Here is a 20326-nt window from a genome sequence, read left to right as displayed (position 1 = left end):
AATCCGAGCCTTTCGTGACAAAGTGTTTCGTTCAAGTACCATTCAGCTGGCAGCGCGTTTCATACGCGTTGGCACCTCAACAACAAAAACGGCAGGCAGGCCATGCGTGGGACGCTCAGAATCTTTATCTGCCTTCTCCTTCCGATCGTGGCCATTGCGGCGAGCGCGCCGCCGCCGGCATTTGCACAGCAGCAGGAAAAGCGCATCGCGCTCGTGGTCGGCAACGGCGCCTATTCGAAGTCGCCGCTGGCAACCGCCGCGAACGATGCCGGCCTGATCGCGCAGACGCTGCAGGCGGCAGGCTTCGACGTGGTCGGCGCGCGTGACCTCGACGGCGACACGCTGCGCAAGAGCTTGCGCGATTTCATCCAGAAGGCGCAGGCCTCCGGCCCCGGCACCGTCGCGATGATCTATCTGTCCGGCTATGGCGTGCAGCTCGCCGGTGAGAACTATTTCATCCCGGTCGATTCCAACATCGCGCGCGACACCGACATTCCGACCGAGGCACTGCGCATCAGCGACTATGCCCGCCAGCTCGCCGCGATCCCGCTCAAGGCCAACATCGTCGTGCTCGACGCGGCGCGCGCGCAGCCCTTCGTCGAGGGCGGCCAGCAGCCGATCGCGAGCGGCCTGGCGCTGGTCGAACCCGATCCGAACATGCTGATCGCCTTCAACGCCGCGCCCGGCACGGTGGCGCCGGAAGAGCCGGGGCCATACGGCATCTATGCGCAATCGCTCGCCGAGATGATCCGCACCGGCGGGCTGTCGTTGCCGGAAGTGTTCGACCGCGTTCGCCTGCGCGTCAACGAGACCTCCAAGGGCGCGCAAGTTCCGTGGGACGACCAGAAGATCACCGCGCAGTTCGCCTTCTTCGAGCGCGCCCCGGACGCGCCGCCGCCGCAGGCCGCGCCCGACCAGGTCGCCGCCATCCGCAACAAGCCGATCCGCGATCTCGGTGTGCAGGACGCCTATGCGGCGGCACTCGAGCGCGACACGCTGCCGGCCTATGAGGAATTTCTCGCCGCTTATCCCGGTGATCCCATGGCCAAGCGCGTGATGGCGATCGTGGCGGCGCGCCGCGAGGCGATCACCTGGCGGCGGTCCTATCGCGCCGATACGCCGGACGCCTATTGGTCGTATCTGCGCCGCTATCCGAGCGGGCCGCATGCGGGTGATGCGCGTCGGCGCCTGGCGATCCTGACCGCGCCGCTCGAGCCGCCGCCGACCTTTGCGATGATGGACTATGACGTGCCGCCACCGCCGCCGGCGGAGGTGGTCTATGTCGACCGTCCGGTGCTGTATTTCAGCGATCCCGATTTCGGCTTCGCGCCGCCGCCGCCGCCGCCGGTCTATTTCTGTCCGCCGCCGCCGCCGGATTTCGTGGTGTTGGCACCGCCGCTTGCCGTCGTCGGGCTGTTCGTGCTGCCGCAGCCGGTGTTCGTGCCGATCCCGGCGTTCTACAGCCCGCCGGTCTATGTCGCGCCGCCGCCGAACAACATCATCTTCAACAACATCCACAACACCACGGTCATCAACACCGTGATCAACCGGCCCGTGCCGCCGCCGCCGGCCGGTAACGTCACGGCCGCCGTATCCGTTGCCGCGGGCACGACCAGCGCGGGCGCCGTCACCCATGTCCCCAGGATCGTTCAGGACAAGGCACTGTCGTTTCAGAAGAACCCGACCCAGCCGCTCAACGCGAGCCAGCAGGCCTTCGTCCAAAACCCGACGGCCAAGCCGGGAACGATCGTTCCGACGAAGGCCAATCTCGCGCCGAACAATGCGGCGACGTCAACGCCGCTCCAGGGCCATGCGCTGCCGCTTCCCGACACGAAGACGGCACCCGTATCGTCCGGGACCGGAGCGCAGCCGGGAGTCCAAACGCCGAAAGTTGGGGGCGCTCCGACCACGACGACGCCGGTCGGCGGCACTCCGCAAATGCATCCCAATACGGCAACGGCGCCGACCAACACGACCGCTCCGGCCAACGCCGCGGCCAAGCCGTCCGTGACACAGACGCCCGTGACCGGCGTGACGGATCCGCATGCAAAATCGCTGGCGCATGAGCCGGCGGTGACCTCGCCAACCACGAGCCCTGCGGGCAAGCCAACGGTGACCACCAACGTGACCAATGGCAATCCGACGCAGCCGTCGCCGCCGGTCGGTGTGCGGGAGACGCTCAAGCCGCAGGGGCAGCGGCCAATAACACCAACGCCCGCGCAGGTCACAAGGCAGCCACCGCCGCCACCACCGCATCCGCAGGCGGTCGCAAGACCGGCAACGTCTCCGCCGCCGCGGGTGGCCGCGCCTCCGCCGAGGGTCGCCGCGCCGCCACCACCACCGCGGCCGCCCGTTGCCGCCGCGCGGCCGGCGCCGCCGCCTGTCGCCCGTCCGGCGCCGCCGCCACCGCCGCCCCGGGTGGCTGCGGCCCCGCCGCGGCCGCCGGCACCGCCGCCGCGGCCTGCGGCTCCGGCCCCGAAAAAATGCCCGCCGAACCAGCCAAAGTGCTAGCGGACAGGGCGGAAATCCCGGAATGGGCCTTTCGCGGGCGGTAGAAGCCCCGAAAGGCCCTTATTTCCTTGCTTCTGGCCGAAATGGCGCTATATAGCGCCGCATCTCACACGGAAGCATGGCTCACAAGGCCGTCCGGTGGCAGCCGGGGCGACAACGCTCCGTCTTGCTCACACGCTTCCGGAGGAACCAACCGGAGAATTAGAACGATGGCACTACCCGATTTCACTATGCGTCAGCTGCTCGAAGCTGGCGTGCACTTTGGTCACCAGTCTCACCGCTGGAATCCGAAGATGGCTCCGTTCATTTTCGGCGCCCGCAACAACATCCACATCGTCGACCTCGCCCAGACCGTGCCGATGCTGCACACGGCCCTCCAGGCCGTCAGCGACACGGTTGCCAAGGGCGGCCGCATCCTGTTCGTCGGCACCAAGCGCCAGGCGCAGGACGGTGTTGCGGACGCAGCCAAGCGCTGCGCGCAGTATTTCGTCAATTCGCGCTGGCTCGGCGGCACGCTGACCAACTGGAAGACGATCTCGGCCTCGATCAAGCGCCTGCGTCACCTCGATGAGGTTCTCGCCGGCGGCGAAGCCAATTCCTACACCAAGAAGGAGCGCCTGACGCTTCAGCGCGAGCGCGACAAGCTCGATCGCTCGCTCGGCGGCATCAAGGACATGGGCGGTCTGCCCGACCTGATCTTCGTGATCGACACCAACAAGGAAGACATCGCGATCCAGGAAGCCCAGCGGCTCAACATTCCGGTCGCTGCGATCGTCGACACCAACTCCGACCCGAAGGGCATCACCTACGTGGTGCCGGGCAATGACGACGCCGGTCGCGCGATCTCGCTGTATTGCGACCTGATCGCGCGTGCCGCGATCGACGGCATCTCGCGCGCCCAGGGCGATTCCGGCATCGACATCGGTGCCTCGGCCCGTCCGGTCGCCGAAGAGCTGCCGGCTGCTGGCGGCTTCCAGGGCCTCGCCGGCCCGCGCGGCACCGCCGACGACCTCAAGAAGCTCCCGGGCGTGTCGGGCGCGATCGAGAAGAAGTTCAACGACCTCGGCATCTTCCACTACTGGCAGCTCGCCGAGCTCGATCACGACACCGCGCACAAGATCGGCGAAGAAGTCGGTCTGCCGAGCCGCGCGGACGCTTGGGTCGCCAAGGCCAAGGCGCTGACCGCGGAAGCGGAATAGTCAAAAAGAGCGATGGGTTGGCCGGATAGGATCCGGCCACCATTTTCATTCAGTTGACGCGAATTCCTGAGATGGACCGCGGCGGGGCAATTGGAGCCGCGCCGCGGCGAACCGGCAGGCAAGAAGGATTTTCAACGATGGCAACGATCACTGCTGCGATGGTCAAGGATCTGCGCGAGTCCACCGGCGCAGGCATGATGGACTGCAAGGCCGCGCTGACCGAGAACGACGGCAACATGGAAGCGGCGCAGGATTGGCTGCGCAAGAAGGGCCTGTCGAAGGCCGCCAAGAAGTCGGGCCGCGTCGCGGCCGAGGGTCTCATCGGCGCGCTTACCAAGGGCACCAAGGGCGTCGTGGTCGAGGTCAACTCCGAGACCGACTTCGTCGCGCGTAACGGCCAGTTCCAGGGCCTGGTCAAGATGGTCGCCCAGGTCGCTTTCGACGCCGGCGCCGACGTCGAGAAGATCAAGGCCGCCAAGGTCGGTGACGTCACGGTGGAAGCCGCGATCAACGACGCGATCGCCACCATCGGCGAGAACATGACGCTGCGTCGTGCCGCTGCGCTCGAAGTGAGCCAGGGCGTGGTGTCGAGCTACGTCCACGGCGCGGTCGTCGACGGCGCCGGCAAGATGGGCGTGATCGTGGCGCTGGAATCGCCCGGCAAGGCCGACGAGCTCGCAGCGCTCGGCCGCCAGATCGCGATGCATGTCGCCGCCGCCAACCCGCTCGCGCTCGAGCCGTCCGGTCTCGATCCGGCCGTCGTCAAGCGCGAAAAGGACGTGCTCGCCGACAAATATCGCCAGCAGGGCAAGCCGGAGAACGTGATCGAGAAGATCGTCGAGTCCGGTCTGAAGACCTACTACAAGGAAGTCTGCCTGCTCGAGCAGGCCTTCATCCACGACACCGGCAAGTCGGTGGCGCAGGCGGTGAAGGAAGCCGAAGGCAAGGTCGGCGGCGCGGTGAAGATCGCGGGCTTTGTGCGCTATGCTCTCGGCGAGGGAATCGAGAAGCAGGAATCGGACTTCGCGGCTGAGGTCGCGGCGGCCAGCGGCAAGAAGTAAGCGCCGGAACGTTCCTTCCGGCGTGCCGCCGGAAGCGGCGCCCGGACGAGGAAAGTGCTCATGACTGATCCGGTCTATCGTCGCGTCGTGATCAAGCTGTCCGGCGAATACCTCGCGGGACAGCAAGGCTTTGGCATCGATCAGCCGACAATGGACCGGGTTGCGGACGATCTGATCGCCGCCCGTCAGCTCGGCACCGAGGTTGCGGTCGTGATCGGCGGCGGCAACATCTTTCGCGGCGTCGAGGTGTCCTCCCGCGGCGTGTCGCGCCCGACCGGCGACACCATGGGCATGCTTGCGACCATGATGAACTGCCTCGCGCTCGAAGCGACGATCGAACGCAAGGGCACGCCGGCGAGGGCTCTCTCGGCGTTCGTCATGCCCGAGGTGTCCGAGCTGTTCACCCGTGCGGCGGCGCACAAATACCTCGCCGAAGGCCGGATCCTGCTGCTTGGCGGCGGAACCGGCAATCCGTTCTTCACCACGGACACGACGGCGGTGCTGCGCGCCGCCGAGATCGGCGCCCAGGCGGTGCTGAAGGCGACCAATGTCGACGGCGTGTACTCGGCCGATCCGAAGAAGGACCCGTCCGCCACGCGATTCGACCGGCTGACGCATTCGCAGGCCATCGAGGGCGGCTACAAGGTGATGGATGCGACCGCCTTCGCACTTGCCCGCGAGACGTCGCTGCCTATCATCGTATTTTCGATCGCGGAGCCCGGTTCGATCGGCGCGATTCTACGCGGCGCCGGCCACGGGACGATCGTCGCCGGCTGAGGGCTCATCTGCGCGCCCGAGGGAAGGGCGGCGAGGTGAGGTCGCCGGGATATTGAAGGAGAAACGTGATGGCCACGGGTAATTTCGATCTCAACGAAGTGAAGCGCCGCATGCAGGGCGCGGTGGCGTCGCTCAAGCACGAGCTTGGCGGCCTGCGTACGGGTCGCGCGTCGGCATCGATGCTCGATCCGGTGCAGGTCGAGGCTTATGGCAGTCACATGCCACTCAATCAGCTCGCCACCGTCAGCGTTCCCGAGCCGCGCCTGATCTCGGTGCAGGTCTGGGACAAGACGATGGTGAAGCCGGTCGAGAAGGCGATCGTCGATTCAAATCTCGGCCTGTCGCCCGCGACCGAAGGCCAGGTGCTGCGCCTGCGCATTCCCGAGCTGAACGAGGAGCGTCGCAAGGAACTGGTCAAGGTCGCGCACAAATACGCCGAAGCCGCCAAGGTGGCTGCGCGACACGTCCGTCGCGACGGTCTCGATGTCCTGAAGAAGCTCGAGAAGAATCACGAGATGTCGGAGGACGATCAGAAGCGTCACGCCGATGAGGTCCAGAAGGCGACCGACGGCACCATCACCGAGATCGACCAGCTGCTCGCCGCCAAGGAAAAAGAAATCCTCACCGTTTAAGGCTTCTTTTCCATGTCCAACGCCGCCGCGCCCGCAACGGAAGGACCAGACCGGTCCGAGGCGCCTGCGCATGTCGCCATCATCATGGATGGCAACGGGCGCTGGGCGGCTGCGCGCGGCCTGCCGCGTGCGGAGGGGCATCGCCGCGGTGTCGAGGCGCTGCGCCGCGTAGTGCGTGCCTCGCACGAGCTCGGCATCCGCTATCTCACCATCTTCTCGTTCTCCTCGGAGAACTGGTCCCGCCCGGCGAGCGAGATCGGCGATCTCTTCGGTCTGCTCCGGCGTTTCATCCGCAACGACCTCGCGAGCCTGCATCGCGACGGCGTCAAGGTTCGCATCATCGGCGAGCGCGACGGGCTCGAGGGCGACATCTGCTCGCTGCTCAACGAGGCCGAGGAATTGACGCGCGACAACACGCGCCTCACGCTCGTCGTCGCCTTCAACTACGGCTCGCGGCAGGAGATCGCGAAAGCGGCGCAGAAGCTCGCGCGCGAAGTCGCAGACGGCAGCCGCGATCCTGCCTCGATCGATGCCGATGCGCTCGGCGCTCATCTCGACGCGCCCGACATTCCCGATCCCGACCTCATCATCCGCACCAGCGGCGAGCAGCGCCTGTCCAACTTCCTGATGTGGCAGGCCGCCTATAGCGAGCTCGTGTTCGTGCCAGTCCACTGGCCCGATTTCGACAAGGCGGCGCTCGAAGGCGCGATCGCCGAATTCGCCAGGCGTGAGCGCCGTTTCGGCGGCCTGGTCGCGAAAACCGTCTCGTGAGCGAACCCGGCGCCGAAGCCGCGGGCGCGAAGCCTGCCCCGAGCAATTTCGTGATGCGAGTCCTCGCAGCGCTGGTCCTGGCGCCGCTGACCATTGCGGTCGCTTACGCCGGCGGCTGGCTGTGGGCGCTGCTCGTCACCCTGGTGTCGATCGGACTGTTCGCGGAGTGGCTGATGGTGGTGGGCGCCGGCTCGGCCGCGCTGACCGGGGCAGGGACGATCGTCATCGCCATGATGGGAGCCAGCGTTGCCTTCGGTGGACTGAAAACCGCCGTGGTCACCGGCTGTGTCGGCGGTGCGATCGTGACGCTGATCGCCCGGGGCAAGTTCGTCTGGGCCGCGACCGGCTTTGCCTATGCGGCGGCGGCGCTGCTCGCCTCGATCCTGGTGCGGAAGGATCTGGTCAACGGCTTCTCCGCGCTGATGTTCGTGCTGCTCGTGGTGTGGGCGACCGATATCGGCGGTTATTTCGCCGGCCGCGGCATCGGCGGACCGAAGCTGTGGCCGCGCGTCAGCCCGAAGAAGACCTGGGCCGGCGCGTTCGGCGGTTTTGCCGCGAGCCTTGCGGTTGCGGCCGGTTTTGCCGCATTCGGCCTCGGAAAAGCGGTTCCACTGCTGTGCGTTAGCGGCATCCTGTCGGTGGTCTCGCAAGCGGGCGATCTGTTCGAATCCGCGGTGAAAAGGCGCTTTGGCGTCAAGGATTCCAGTCACTTAATTCCCGGCCATGGCGGACTTCTGGACCGCCTGGACGGCTTTGTCGCCGCCATCCTGGTGGCATGGATTATCGGCTTTCTCCGCCATGGTGTGCATAGCGCCGGAAGCGGTCTTATGGTTTGGTGAGGATATGAGCGCAGTCCCTTTGCGTAACAACAAGCCGGCTGCGGCCGACATCCGCAGCGTCACGGTGCTCGGTGCCACCGGCTCGATCGGCGACAGCACGATGGATCTGCTGCGCGCCTCGCCCGAGCGCTATCGCGTCGAGGCCCTGACCGCGAACAGCAATGTCGAGGCGCTGGCGAAGCTTGCGAAGGAATTTTCCGCGCGCTTCGTCGCGATCGCCGATGCCTCCAAGCTCGCCGAGCTCAAGTCCGCACTCGCCGGCACGAGCACCGAATGCGGCGCCGGCGAAAGCGCGGTGATCGAGGCGGGCGCGCGTCCGGCCGATTGGGTGATGGCGGCGGTGAGCGGCGCGGCGGGACTGAAGCCGGCCTTGGCCGCGGTCGATCGCGGCGCGCATGTCGCGCTCGCCAACAAGGAATGCCTGGTTTGCGCCGGCGATTTCTTCATGCAGCGCGCGGCGAAAGCGGGCGCCTGTATCTTGCCGGCCGATTCCGAGCACAACGCGCTGTTCCAGGCGCTGGCATCGGGCAATCGCGACGAGCTGGTTCGCGTCATCATCACCGCCTCCGGCGGTCCGTTCCGCACCTGGAAGCCGGCCGACATCGAGCAGGCGACGCTCGAACAGGCCCTGAAGCATCCGAACTGGAGCATGGGCCAGAAGATCACGATCGATTCCGCCTCGATGATGAACAAGGGGCTCGAGGTGATCGAGGCGTCCTATCTGTTCGCGCTGGCGCCTGACGAGATCGACGTGCTGGTGCATCCGCAGTCGATCATTCACGGCATGGTCGAGTTCTCCGACCGCTCGGTGATGGCGCAGCTCGGCTCGCCGGACATGCGCACGCCGATTGCCCATTGCCTCGGCTGGCCCGACCGCATCAAGGGACCGGCGGCCAGGCTCGATCTGGCCAAGATCGGCCAGCTCACCTTCGAGGCACCGGATTTCGAGCGGTTCCCCGGGCTTCGCCTGGCGTTCGATTCGCTCCGGCACGGGAAGGGGGCGACCACGGTCTACAACGCGGCCAACGAGGTCGCGGTCGCGGCCTTCATCGCCGGCAAGATCCGGTTCGGCGCCATTGCCCGGCTGGTCGAGGCGACGCTGGAGGACTGGATCCGGGGCGGGAACCAGGGCCCCATGACCTCGGCGGACGACGCAATATCCATTGACCATGTTTCTCGAAATAAAGCTGCCGCCCTATTGCCTCAAATTGCCTTAAAGGCATCCTAGGTAGTTCGGGGCCAGGGCCTAGCGGCGCTGGGTGAGGGAATTCGATGATCGACTTTTTTACCCATAGTTTCAATACGTTGAGCCATGGGCTCCTCGGCTACGTCGTTCCCTTCCTGTTTGTCCTGACCATCGTCGTGTTCTTCCACGAGCTCGGCCATTTCCTGGTCGCGCGCTGGGCCGGCGTTCGGGTGTTAACCTTTTCGCTCGGTTTCGGACCTGAGCTGGTTGGTTTCAACGACCGCCACGGCACGCGCTGGAAGATCTCGGCGATCCCGCTCGGCGGCTACGTCAAGTTCTTCGGCGACGAAAGCGAGGCTTCGACCCCGTCGGCCGAGACGCTCGCGGCCATGACGGCCGAGGAGCGCGCCGGCAGCTTCCATCACAAGAAGGTCGGCCCGCGCGCCGCCATCGTCGCGGCCGGTCCGATTGCCAATTTCATTCTCGGCGCGCTGATTTTCGCGGGGATGGCCCTGTATTACGGCAAGCCGAGCACGATCGCGCGCGTCGACGGCGTCGTCGCCGACGGTGCTGCGGCCACTGCCGGCTTCAAGATCGGCGACGTCGTCGTGCAGATCGACGGCAAGCCGATCGAGAGCTTTGCCGACATGCAGCGGATCGTCGCGACGAACGCCGGTTCGGCGCTGGCGTTCCAGGTGAAGCGGGATGGCGCGATCGTATCGCTGACCGCGACGCCGGCGCTGCTCGAGCGCAAGGATCCATTCGGCAACAGCCACAAGGTCGGCGTGCTCGGCGTCGAGCACAAGTCTCAGGCCGGTGAGGCCTCGACCGCGCCGGTCGGTGTCGGCGAGGCGCTCAAGATCGGGGTGGAGCAGGTCTGGTTCATCATCACCAGCACCTTCAAGTTCCTGGGTTCCTTGTTCGTCGGCCAGGGCAATCCGAACGAGGTCAGTGGCGTTCTCGGCATCGCCAAGATGTCGGGGCAGGCGGCGAGCGCCGGGTTCCAGTTTGTGATCAATCTGTGCGCCGTGCTGTCGGTCTCGATCGGGCTTCTGAACCTGTTTCCGATCCCGCTGCTCGATGGCGGCCACCTTATGTTCTATGCAGCCGAAGTCGTGCGCGGCCGTCCGCTGTCCGAGCGCACCCAGGAGATGGGCTTCCGAATCGGACTGGGTCTCGTGCTGATGCTGATGGTGTTTGCGACCTATAACGACATCCTGCGGATGGCGGCTTCCTGATAGGGGCTTTTTTGTGGCGTTGCTGTTGAGCAACGTCTTGGAATGAAATTGAAATTGCGGCGCGCTCGGCCGTTTGCGGCGTCGGTGAAATTGGCTACAAGCGGCTAGAACTTGGGGAATCTCCCAGACCGGCTTTGGGGTTGGGTCTGGTACGTTGATAAGGGCGCGTTGCGCATGAAGTTTGGACTGCGACTCCGGGGGGGCTTGCTCGCAACCCTGATCTTGTTCGGCGCGCCGGTGTTTGCCCCGGTTGGGGCTGGTTTTGTGTCTTCGTCTGCGCTCGCTCAGACCGTGCAGTCGATCTCCGTCGAGGGGAATCGCCGTGTCGAGGTGGAGACGATCCGCTCCTATTTCAAGCCCGGCCCCGGTGGCCGCCTCGATCAGGGCGCCATCGATGACGGCCTCAAGGCGCTGATCGAAACCGGCCTGTTCCAGGACGTGAAGATCAACCGCGGCGCAGGCGGTCAGATCGTCGTTTCCGTGGTGGAAAACCCGGTGATCGGGCGCATCGCGTTCGAAGGCAACAAGAAGATCAAGGACGAGCAGCTCACCGCCGAAGTCCAGTCCAAGGCCCGCGGCACGTTCTCGCGCGCCATGGTGCAGTCGGACACGCTGCGAATCGCCGAAATCTATCGCCGCTCCGGCCGTTATGACGTGACCGTCACGCCGGAGATCATCGAGCAGCCGAACAACCGCGTCGATCTCGTCTTCACGGTCAACGAAGGTGCCAAGACCGGCGTCAAGTCGATCGAGTTCGTCGGCAACAACGCGTTCTCGTCCTACCGCCTCCGGGACGTCATCAAGACCCACGAATCGAACCTGCTGAGCTTCCTCTCAAGCGGTGACATCTACGATCCGGACCGCGTCGAGGCCGACCGTGACCTGATTCGCCGCTTCTACCTGAAGAACGGCTTCGCCGACGTTCAGGTCGTTGCCGCGCTCACGGAATACGATCCGGAGAAGAAGGGCTTCAACGTCACCTTCAAGATCGAGGAAGGCCAGCAATACCGCGTTGGCTCCGTCGATTTCCGCACCAGCATCCCGAACTTCGACCCGAGCACGCTGCGCAGCTTCTCGCGCGTCAATGTCGGCTCGCTCTATAACGTGGAATCGGTCGAGAAATCGGTCGAGGACATGCAGATCGAGGCGTCGCGCCGCGGCTATGCCTTCGCAGTGGTGCGTCCGGGCGGCGACCGCAATTTCGATGCGCACACCGTCGCCGTCGTGTTCAACGTCGACGAAGGCCCGCGCACTTATATCGAGCGCATCAACATCCGCGGAAACACCCGTACCCGTGACTACGTGATCCGTCGCGAGTTCGACCTGTCCGAGGGCGATGCCTACAACCGTGCGCTGGTCGATCGCGCCGAGCGCCGCCTGAAGAACCTCGACTACTTCAAGACCGTGAAGATCACGACGGAGCCCGGCTCGTCCAGCGATCGCGTGGTCCTGATCGTCGATCTCGAAGAGAAGTCGACCGGCGACTTCTCGGTCTCCGGCGGTTACTCCACGACCGACGGTGCGCTGGCCGAAGTCTCTGTCTCCGAGCGCAACCTGCTTGGCCGCGGCCTGTTCGCCAAGGCGTCGGTCACCTACGGCCAGTACGCCCGCGGCTATTCGCTGTCGTTCGTCGAGCCGTACCTGCTCGACTACCGGGTCGCGCTGGGCCTCGACCTCTATCAGCGCACCCAGCTGTCCAACAGCTACATCTCCTACGGCACCAAGACGCTGGGCTTCAGCCCGCGGCTCGGCTTCCAGCTGCGCGAGGATCTGTCGCTCCAGCTGCGCTACTCGATCTACCGGCAGGAAATCACGCTGCCGTCCAACCTGGCGAACTGTAACAACGTGCTCGGCTCGTCGGCGTTCAACCCGAGCCCGGCCTTCGCTGCCGTCAATGGCATTGATCTGACCTCGACCAACGGCCTCGGCTGCTACGGTGATGGTGAAGCGTCGCTCCCGGTCCGCAAGGAACTTGCGGGCGGCAAGACGCTGACCTCGGCGCTTGGCTACACGCTGACCTACAACACGCTGGACAACAACAAGAACCCGACCGACGGCCTGCTCGTCGACTTCAGGCAGGACTTCGCCGGCGTCGGCGGCGACGTCTCCTACCTGAAGACCGTGGCCGATGCGAAGTACTACCAATCGCTGGTGTCGGACCTCGTCGGTGTGGTCCATCTTCAGGGCGGTGTCCTGAACAAGGTCGGCAGCAGCGATCTGCGCATGCTGGATCACTTCCAGATGGGTCCGAACCTCGTCCGCGGCTTCGCGCCGAACGGCATCGGTCCGCGCGACTTGAATCCCTATGGTACGCAGGACGCAATTGGCGGCACCAAATATTGGGGCGCTTCGCTGGAATTGCAGATGCCGTTCTGGTTCCTTCCGAAGGAAGTGGGTCTGAAGGGCGCTGTCTACGCCGACGCCGGCGGTCTCTTCGACTATCAGGGCCCGACGACGTGGTCGTTGACCAACGAAATGACCACGACCAAGAACTCGAACTGCACGCCTTCGACCATCAACCCGGCTACGACCGGAACTTGTACCGGCCTGGTGTATGACAATGGCAATGTGGTCCGGTCGTCGGTCGGTGTCGGTCTGATCTGGGCCTCGCCGTTCGGTCCGCTGCGCTTCGACTACGCAGTGCCGCTCACCAAGGGCAAGAATGACCGCGTGCAGGAATTCCGGTTCGGCGGCGGCACCTCGTTCTAATTCGATCAACAGGGCATGATGATCTGGCCCCCTTGGGAGTTCCCTTCCGGGAATTCCCTGGGGGTTGATCGCCAAAAAGATCACGCTCAATCCATGAGATAAGGCATGATGCGGCCTGATCGCTTCATGCCGAAGCCGGACCGCGACGGGGTGGAATGGCGCAGCCGACCTTCTTCAAAAAGCCGCCGGCCTCGACGCTGGCCGACATCGCCGCGCTGACCAAGGCGCAACTGGTCGACCCTGTCAGGGGCGGTCATGTTATCACCGGTCTTGCTTCGCTGGACGAAGCCGGCCCGATGCATCTGGCGTTCTTCGACAACCTCAAATACGCCGATGAGCTCAAGGCGACCAAGGCCGGCGCCTGTCTGGTGAGCCCGCGCTTCGAGGCCCAGGTGCCCGCGCACGTGGCCGTGCTGCGGGTGGCGCAGCCGTTCCGTGCCTTTGTCGGGATCGCCCGGGAATGGCATGGCGATGCGCTGCGCCCACAGTCCTGGTTCGGCAATGACGGCATTGCGCCATCGGCCATCATCGACCCGTCGGCGCGGCTGGAGGACGATGTCATCGTCGAGCCGCTGACCGTTATCGGTCCGGATGTCGAGATCGGCAGCGGCACCGTGATCGGCGCCGGCGTGGTTCTTGGTCCGGGCGTCAAGATCGGGCGGGACTGCAATGTCGGCGCCCGCACGGCAATCCAGTGCGCACTGATCGGCAACAACGTGCTGATCCACCCCGGCTGCTCGATCGGCCAGGACGGCTACGGCTTCATCTTCTTCGGCCCCGAAGGGCATCTGAAAGTGCCCCAGACCGGCCGCGTGCTGATCCAGAACAATGTGGAAGTCGGCGCCGGCACCACCATCGATCGCGGCTCCCTGCGGGACACCATGATCGGGGAGGGCACCAAAATCGACAATCAGGTCCAGATCGGCCACAATGTGACGATCGGCCGGAACTGCCTGCTGGCGGCCCAGATCGGGCTCGCGGGCAGCCTGACGATCGGCGACAACGTGGCGCTGGGAGCAAAGGTTGGCATCAACAATCACCTCAAGATCGGTGATGGGGCCCAGGTCACCGCGATGAGCGGGGTCAAGGACGACATCCCGCCGAATGGTCGCTGGGGTGGATTTTTTGCCAAGCCGACCAAACAATGGTTCAAGGAAATCATCGCGGTGGAGCGCCTGGTACGCGACAGCAAGGCCGATCCGAAGGACGAGGGACGGGAATGACGGCGGAATCACCTGTGAAATTCGAGCTGGTGGATATCAATGCGATCCTCCAGACGCTGCCGCACCGCTTTCCGATGCTCCTGATCGACCGGGTGATCAACATCCGGGCCGATTACAGCGGCATCGGCATCAAGAACGTCACCTTCAACGAGCCGGCCTTCCAGGGCCATTTCCCCGAACGTCCGGTCTATCCGGGCGTGATGATGATCGAGGCGATGGCGCAGACCGCCGGCGTGATCGGCATCAAGTCGGTCGAGGGCACCGAGAAGCCGCGCGCGGTGTATTTCCTCACCATCGACAAGTGCAAATTCCGCAAGCCCGTGCTGCCCGGCGACACCATCGAGTATCACATGCGCTCGGTTGGCCGCCGCAAGGCGATGTGGTGGTTTCACGGCGATGCCAAGGTCAATGGTCAAGTCGTCGCCGAAGCCGATGTCGGAGCCATGTTGACCGACTGATTGGGGCGCGCCGCCCGTTCAAGTGTTGGATGAGGTCGTTGATGCAGTGGCGTGGCTTCTTCAGCCGCTCTCTGAAACACGCCGAGATCATACGTCACTGGACAGATCGGGCGCAGTCGCGCTAACCACCGGAAAGCCGAGCAAGTTCAACACATAGTCAGACCTTCTTGATTAGTAAGATCGCTTGATGAGTAAGATCGACCCCACCGCACGGGTGGAAGACGGCGCCGTGATCGGCGAGGGCACCGAGATCGGGCCCTTTTGCATCATTGGTCGCAACGCCCGGATCGGGGCCAATTGCAAGCTGCTCGGACAGGTCACCGTCATCGGCCATACCTCGGTCGGGGACAATTGCGTGATCTCGCCGTTCGCGGTGCTCGGCGGCGCGCCGCAGGACCTCAGCTACAAGGGCGAGCCGACCACGCTCGACATCGGTTCCGGCTGCACCATCCGCGAAGGTGCGACCATGAACGTCGGCACCGTCAAGGGCGGCGGCAAGACGCGCGTCGGCAACGACGGTTACTTCATGAACAACAGCCATGTCGGCCACGACTGCATGGTCGGCAACAACGCGATCTTCGCGACCTCGGCGACGCTCGGTGGCCATTGCGAGATCGGCGATGCCGTCTATATCGGCGGGCTGTCCGCGGTGCACCAGTTCACGCGCATCGGGTCCTATGTGATGGTCGGCGGCCTCTCGGGCGTGCGCGACGACATCATCCCGTACGGGCTCGCCAACGGCCAATATGCGGTGCTGGAGAGCCTCAACCTCATCGGCATGAAGCGGCGCAAATTCACCCGGCAGCGCCTCGCAACCGTGCGTGCATTCTACCAGAAACTCTTCCATGGCTCCGGCACGTTCGCCGAGCGGCTGGAGGCGGTGCGGTCCCTCGAGAGCGAAGATCCGGCGATCGCCGAAATCCTCGGCTTCATCGGCAAGGGCAAGCGTCCGCTCTGTCTTCCCACCATCGAGAAGTGACGCCGGGATGGCCGCGGACATGACATCGGCGGCTCCAGGGATTTTATCACCGGTCGGTGTCGTCGCTGGCGGTGGCGCGATGCCGTTCGCAGTGGCCGAGTCGCTTGCGGCGCGCGGCATTACGCCGGTGCTGTTTCCGTTGCGAGGCGCCTGCGATCCGGCGCAGGCGGAAAAATTCCGCCACCGCTGGATCTCGGTCGGTCAGCTCGGCCGCGCCATGCGGCTGTTCCGCGAGGAAGGCTGCCGCGACCTGATCTTCATCGGCACCCTGGTGCGGCCGTCACTCACGGAGATCCGGTTCGACTTCACGACGTTGCGGCTGCTCGGCAACGTCATCCGCGCCTTCCGCGGCGGCGACGATCATCTGCTGTCCAGTGTCGGGCGCATTCTCGAGCAAGGCGGCTTTCGCATGGTCGGCATCAAGGACGTCGCGCCCGACCTGCTGATGCCCGAGGGCTGCATCACGCGCGCCTGGCCGGCCGACAATGCCAAGGGCGACATCGAACGCGGACGCGCGGTGCTCACCGCGCTCGGTCCGTTCGACATCGGGCAGGCCGCCGTGGTGATCGACGGCCATGTGGTGGCTGTCGAGGACATCGAGGGCACTGATGCGCTGCTGGCGCGCGTGGCGCGGCTGCGCGAGGAGGGCCGTATCCGTGCCGCCACGGGGCGTGGCGTGCTGGTGAAGGCGCCGAAGAGCGGCCAGGATCTTCGCTTCGACCTGCCGACGATCGGCGCGCGCACGATCGAGGGCGTCGCCAAGGCCGGCCTTGCCGGTGTCGCCGTCATCGCCGGCAACACCATCGCCGCCGAGCCGCAGGCGATGATCGGGCTCGCCGACGCCAAATATCTCTTCGTCGTCGGTCTGCCCGCGTGATGCAGACCCGCAATCCCAAACGGAAGATCTTCCTGATCGCGACGGAGGAATCCGGCGACCGGCTCGGCTCGGCGCTGATGAAGGTGCTGCGCCAGCGCCTCGGCGACGGCGTGCAGTTCGAGGGCGTCGGCGGCCGCACCATGGCACGCGAGGGGCTCGAGACGCTGTTTCCCATCGAGGAGCTGTCGATCGTCGGCTTTGCCGCGGTGATGCAGCAACTGCCGAAGATCCTGCGATTGATCCGCGAGACCGCGGATGCCGTGACCGAGTCCGCGCCCGACGCGCTGGTCATCATCGACAGTCCCGATTTCACCCATCGTGTTGCGCGCCGCGTGCGCGCGAAGAATCCGGCGATCCCGGTGATCGACTACGTCTCGCCCTCGGTCTGGGCCTGGCGGCCGGGCCGTGCGCGCGCGATGCTCGGCTATGTCGATCACGTGCTGGGTTTGCTGCCGTTCGAGCCGGAGGAGTACCGCAAGCTGAAAGGGCCGCCCTGCAGCTATGTCGGCCATCCCCTGATCGAGCAATTGCCGTCGCTGCGTCCGAACCCCGACGAGCAAAAGCGACGCGCCGGCGAGCCGCCGGTGTTGCTGGTGCTGCCGGGCAGCCGCCGCAGCGAGATCCGGCATCATCTCGGCCTGTTCGGCGCCGCGCTCGGGCGATTGCAGGCCGAGGGCCGCGCGTTCGAATTGATGCTGCCGACAATGCCGCATCTCGAAGCCACGGTCCGCGCGGGCGTCGCGACCTGGCCGGTCAAGCCGCAGATCGTCGTCGGCGAAGCCGAGAGGCGCGCCGCATTCCGGATCGCGCGCGCGGCGCTGGCGAAATCCGGCACGGTGACGCTGGAGCTCGCGCTGTCGGGCATTCCGATGGTGACGGCCTATCGCGTCGGCGCGATGGAGGCCTTCATCCTGCGCCGCGCGATCCAGGTCTCTTCGGTGATCCTCGCCAATCTCGTGATCGGCAAGGACGTGATCCCCGAATTCTTGCAGGAAGACTGCACGCCGGAGAAGCTCGCAGCCGCATTGTCCGAGGTGCTGGCGGAGACACCGATGCGCAAGCAACAGGTCGAAGCCTTCGCGCAGCTCGACACCATCATGTCGACCGGCAATAAATCGCCGAGCGTGCTCGCCGCCGACATCGTGCTCGCGACGATGCGGAAGGGGCGGCAGGCGAGCCAGGGATAGAGTCGCCGACGCCACTATCTCATCTGGACGACGACCTTTCCCTTCGCTCGTCCCTGGCCGAGATATGAAAGCGCGTCCTTCGCCTGTTCGAACGGAAAAACCTTGTCGATCACCGGCCGGATGCTTTCCGCTTCGAGAAGCCCGCCAATCTCCGCGAGCCGGCTGCCGTCTGGACGCACGAACAGGAACGAATAGGCGACGCCGTGTCTGCTGGCGAGGCGAATGATCTTGCGGCTGAGAAGCCCGAACACCAGCACCATGAGAAAGTTCATGCCCCGGGCGCGCGCGAATGCGGCGTCCGGCGGTCCGACCAGCGAGACGACGGTGCTCCCGGCCTTCAATATCCGAAGCGATTTTTCGATCGCATCGCCCCTGACGGTGCCCAGTACGGCGTCGTAGTTTCGGAGCACGTCCTCAAATTGATGCGTCTTGTAATCGACCACCTCGTCGGCCCCGAGGCTCCGCACGAGGTCGATGTTCCCGGTGCTCGTTGTCGTCCCGACTTTTGCCCCGAAATATTTCGCGAGCTGGATTGCGAACGTGCCGATGCCGCCGGCGCCTGCCGGGATGAACACCTTCTGGCCGGGCTTGAGTTGTGCTCGCTCCTTGAGGGCCTGCCACGATGTCAGGCCGACCATCGGGATCGAGGCCGCTTGCACGAAGTCCAGATTTGCCGGTTTGGGCGCGGCGGCGCTTTCGGGCACACGCGCGAGTTCGGCGAGTGCGCCGGTGCCGCTCAGGTCGAAGATACTGGCGAACACGGCATCGCCCGGCTTGAAGCGGGTCACGCGGCTTCCGACTTCCACCACGACACCAGACAGATCGCTGCCCATCGTGGCTGGTAGCTGAAGCGGGAGGACGGGCTTGAACAGTCCTTTCGCAATCATGTTGTCGACAGGATTCAAGCCGGCCGCGTGGACCTGAACGAGAAGCTCATCCGGTCCAGGCTGTGGCCGGGGAATGTCAGCGAAGGTGACTTGGTCGGGTTTGCCGTAGCGCTTTAAGACAAGTGCTTTCATGTGATGCTGTTTCGAAGATTTTGTGGGAGCGGCTGTATGGGGCGGTGGCTCGTTCATCCCGTCAGAAAGCTCGGGCGGGGCGGGAGGCCACGACATGCCTGGCGTCGAGCCCCAGGTCCTTTCGAATCCCGGCATCTACCAAGCCGGCAGGCGCAAATCTGCGAAGGAAGCGCAGCCGCTTGGCGAGCTTGCCGGCCGCGTAGCGGACCTTCGGGTTTGCCGCGTCGGCCGCCGTGAGCACGGTTTCGGCCACGACGCCCGGAAGCTCGGCCGTCGCCATCAGCTCCTTCACCCTCCTGTTCACGCCCGCACGAGCTTCGCGGTACTCATCGAGCTTGGCATCCGGCTCCATGAAGTTCGTGTCGAATGGCGTCTTCGTGTACGCGGGCTCGATGACCGAGACCCGGATGCCCCGGGTGCGTAGCTCGTGGTCCAGCGATTCCGAATATCCCTCCACCGCGTGCTTGGTCGCGGCATAGAGCGCGCCGTAAGGCATCGGCAGGAAGCCGAGGACAGATCCGACGTTGATGATGCGACCGCTGCCCTGGCGTCGCATGTGCGGCACGACAGCGCGCGTCATCCGGACCAGCCCGAAAAAGTTGGTTTCGAAGATCGACCGCGCCTGATCGATCGAGCTCTCTTCGGCGCCGGCGGGGGCGACGCCGAAGCCGGCATTGTTCACGAGCACATCGATGCGGCCATCGCGCCGCACCACTTCGCTTACGGCAGCCTCCACTGATTCATCGCTGGTCACATCGAGGGGCAGCATCTCGAACGATCGCTGGCCTGTCTGGGCTCCCCGTCTGCTGGTGCCGTAGACCTTGTAGCCGGCCTTCGCGAGCCGCTCCGCGGTGGCTTCGCCGATGCCCGACGAGGCGCCGGTCACCAGAGCAATCTTCCCTCTAAACTGAGCCATCTGCTTCTCCTGGCGGCCCCGGACGGGGTTGCGCGATCAAATCCGCCGCGGGCGAGGGCTTCGGCCACGCGGATCCGGTCGGATGATTTTTTTGATTACGATCGTAATCATTTAATAAGATGACGATCGTAATTATATTTGTCAAGATCACTCTGGTTCAGGATCTGACGCATGCGAGTTTCCAAGGAGAAGGCGGCTGAAAACCGCGACCGAATTCTCAAGGCGGCGTCGCGCCTTATGCGCGAGCGCGGCATGTCCGGTGTCGGCGTTGATGCGCTGGCTGAAGCGGCCGGGATGACCCACGGCAGCCTCTACAGCCAGTTCGGCTCCAAGGAGCGGCTTGTCGAGGAAGCGGTCGCCGATGCGATTGTCACCAAGGGCATGGAGCTGCGCGAGGAGTGGAGTCTTGGCGACTACGGTTCTGAATATCTGTCGGCCACGCATCGCGACGAGCCCGGGACCGGATGTCCGTTTGCGGCTCTGTGCTGCGAGATGCCGCGCCAAGGCCACGGGGCGCGAGAGCGTTTCACTGCTGGAGTGAGGGGAATGGCCGGTTGGCTCGGCGAGCGGCTGGGTGGCGGCATCAAGCGACGCCAGCGCGACGAGGAGGCGCTTGCCACTCTTGCTTCGCTGGTCGGGGCGCTCGTGCTTGCTCGCGCCGTGAGCGATCCCAAGCTATCCGACGATATCCTTCGCTCGACCAGAAAAAGGCTTGAGAGCTGATCTCGTGCGTGGCGATGTGAA

Annotated in this window: 18 protein-coding genes; 16 read left to right on the top strand and 2 right to left on the bottom strand. The window is 65.0% G+C overall.

All coding sequences use genetic code 11. The features are described 5' to 3' along the window. Positions 1-102 precede the first annotated feature (102 nt). The 15 genes from NLM31_RS24520 to lpxB all read left to right on the top strand — a co-directional run bounded on the left by NLM31_RS24520 (position 103) and on the right by lpxB (position 17647). Positions 103-2511: a caspase domain-containing protein gene (locus NLM31_RS24520; RefSeq protein WP_254193945.1), complete on the top strand. Its 2409-nt coding sequence runs from the start codon at positions 103-105 to the stop codon at positions 2509-2511. Positions 2512-2720: 209 nt separating this feature from the next. Next, positions 2721-3710 (top strand): 30S ribosomal protein S2, encoded by a 990-nt coding sequence (locus tag NLM31_RS24515; protein ID WP_254131812.1) that lies wholly within the window; start codon positions 2721-2723, stop codon positions 3708-3710. Between the two features lie 137 nt (positions 3711-3847). Then, positions 3848-4771 (top strand): translation elongation factor Ts, encoded by a 924-nt coding sequence (gene tsf, locus NLM31_RS24510; protein WP_254131811.1) that lies wholly within the window; start codon positions 3848-3850, stop codon positions 4769-4771. Between the two features lie 60 nt (positions 4772-4831). Beyond that, the gene (pyrH, locus tag NLM31_RS24505) at positions 4832-5548 is read left to right on the top strand and encodes a UMP kinase (protein ID WP_254131810.1); all 717 of its coding nucleotides are present in this window, start codon (positions 4832-4834) and stop codon (positions 5546-5548) included. A 68-nt stretch (positions 5549-5616) separates the two neighbouring features. Beyond that, positions 5617-6180, top strand: coding sequence for a ribosome recycling factor (gene frr, locus NLM31_RS24500; RefSeq protein ID WP_092229539.1), 564 nt, complete (start codon positions 5617-5619; stop codon positions 6178-6180). Between the two features lie 12 nt (positions 6181-6192). Beyond that, on the top strand, positions 6193-6951 hold the full coding sequence (locus NLM31_RS24495) for an isoprenyl transferase (protein WP_254131809.1): 759 nt from the start codon (positions 6193-6195) through the stop codon (positions 6949-6951). A 53-nt stretch (positions 6952-7004) separates the two neighbouring features. Then, the gene (locus NLM31_RS24490) at positions 7005-7790 is read left to right on the top strand and encodes a phosphatidate cytidylyltransferase (protein WP_254196255.1); all 786 of its coding nucleotides are present in this window, start codon (positions 7005-7007) and stop codon (positions 7788-7790) included. A 4-nt stretch (positions 7791-7794) separates the two neighbouring features. Further along, positions 7795-9018, top strand: coding sequence for a 1-deoxy-D-xylulose-5-phosphate reductoisomerase (dxr, locus tag NLM31_RS24485; RefSeq protein ID WP_254193944.1), 1224 nt, complete (start codon positions 7795-7797; stop codon positions 9016-9018). 44 nt (positions 9019-9062) lie between these two features. Further along, positions 9063-10214 (top strand): RIP metalloprotease RseP, encoded by a 1152-nt coding sequence (gene rseP / locus NLM31_RS24480; protein WP_254131807.1) that lies wholly within the window; start codon positions 9063-9065, stop codon positions 10212-10214. A gap of 174 nt (positions 10215-10388) precedes the next feature. After that, positions 10389-12923 carry an outer membrane protein assembly factor BamA gene (gene bamA / locus NLM31_RS24475; RefSeq protein ID WP_254131806.1) on the top strand — a complete coding sequence of 845 codons (2535 nt, stop codon included), beginning with the start codon at positions 10389-10391 and terminating at the stop codon, positions 12921-12923. 155 nt (positions 12924-13078) lie between these two features. Further along, on the top strand, positions 13079-14146 hold the full coding sequence (gene lpxD / locus NLM31_RS24470; RefSeq protein ID WP_254193943.1) for a UDP-3-O-(3-hydroxymyristoyl)glucosamine N-acyltransferase: 1068 nt from the start codon (positions 13079-13081) through the stop codon (positions 14144-14146). Beyond that, the gene (fabZ, locus tag NLM31_RS24465) at positions 14143-14604 is read left to right on the top strand and encodes a 3-hydroxyacyl-ACP dehydratase FabZ (RefSeq protein WP_018320213.1); all 462 of its coding nucleotides are present in this window, start codon (positions 14143-14145) and stop codon (positions 14602-14604) included. Before lpxD ends, fabZ begins: the two co-directional genes overlap by 4 nt. 187 nt (positions 14605-14791) lie before the next feature. After that, entirely contained in the window at positions 14792-15583 is a 792-nt protein-coding gene (gene lpxA, locus NLM31_RS24460) for an acyl-ACP--UDP-N-acetylglucosamine O-acyltransferase (protein WP_254193942.1), read from the top strand. A 19-nt stretch (positions 15584-15602) separates the two neighbouring features. Next, positions 15603-16460 carry an LpxI family protein gene (locus NLM31_RS24455; RefSeq protein ID WP_254193941.1) on the top strand — a complete coding sequence of 286 codons (858 nt, stop codon included), beginning with the start codon at positions 15603-15605 and terminating at the stop codon, positions 16458-16460. Beyond that, positions 16457-17647: a lipid-A-disaccharide synthase gene (gene lpxB, locus NLM31_RS24450; protein WP_254193940.1), complete on the top strand. Its 1191-nt coding sequence runs from the start codon at positions 16457-16459 to the stop codon at positions 17645-17647. Before NLM31_RS24455 ends, lpxB begins: the two co-directional genes overlap by 4 nt. 14 nt (positions 17648-17661) lie before the next feature. Here lpxB and NLM31_RS24445 read toward each other — a convergent pair whose 3' ends face one another. Together NLM31_RS24445 and NLM31_RS24440 are read right to left on the bottom strand one after the other, a co-directional pair. Next, positions 17662-18666 (bottom strand): NADP-dependent oxidoreductase, encoded by a 1005-nt coding sequence (locus NLM31_RS24445; protein WP_254196254.1) that lies wholly within the window; start codon positions 18664-18666, stop codon positions 17662-17664. A 61-nt stretch (positions 18667-18727) separates the two neighbouring features. Beyond that, positions 18728-19582, bottom strand: a complete 855-nt coding sequence (locus NLM31_RS24440; protein ID WP_254193939.1) for an oxidoreductase — start codon at positions 19580-19582, stop codon at positions 18728-18730. A 171-nt stretch (positions 19583-19753) separates the two neighbouring features. On the opposite strand from NLM31_RS24440, the gene NLM31_RS24435 reads away from it, so the two are divergent. Beyond that, on the top strand, positions 19754-20305 hold the full coding sequence (locus NLM31_RS24435; RefSeq protein WP_254193938.1) for a TetR/AcrR family transcriptional regulator: 552 nt from the start codon (positions 19754-19756) through the stop codon (positions 20303-20305). The last annotated feature ends 21 nt before the right edge of the window (positions 20306-20326 follow it).

Origin of the sequence: Bradyrhizobium sp. CCGUVB4N (genome assembly GCF_024199945.1) — a bacterium.
Taxonomy (GTDB): domain Bacteria; phylum Pseudomonadota; class Alphaproteobacteria; order Rhizobiales; family Xanthobacteraceae; genus Bradyrhizobium.
This window is presented reverse-complemented; position numbering and strand designations above follow the sequence as displayed.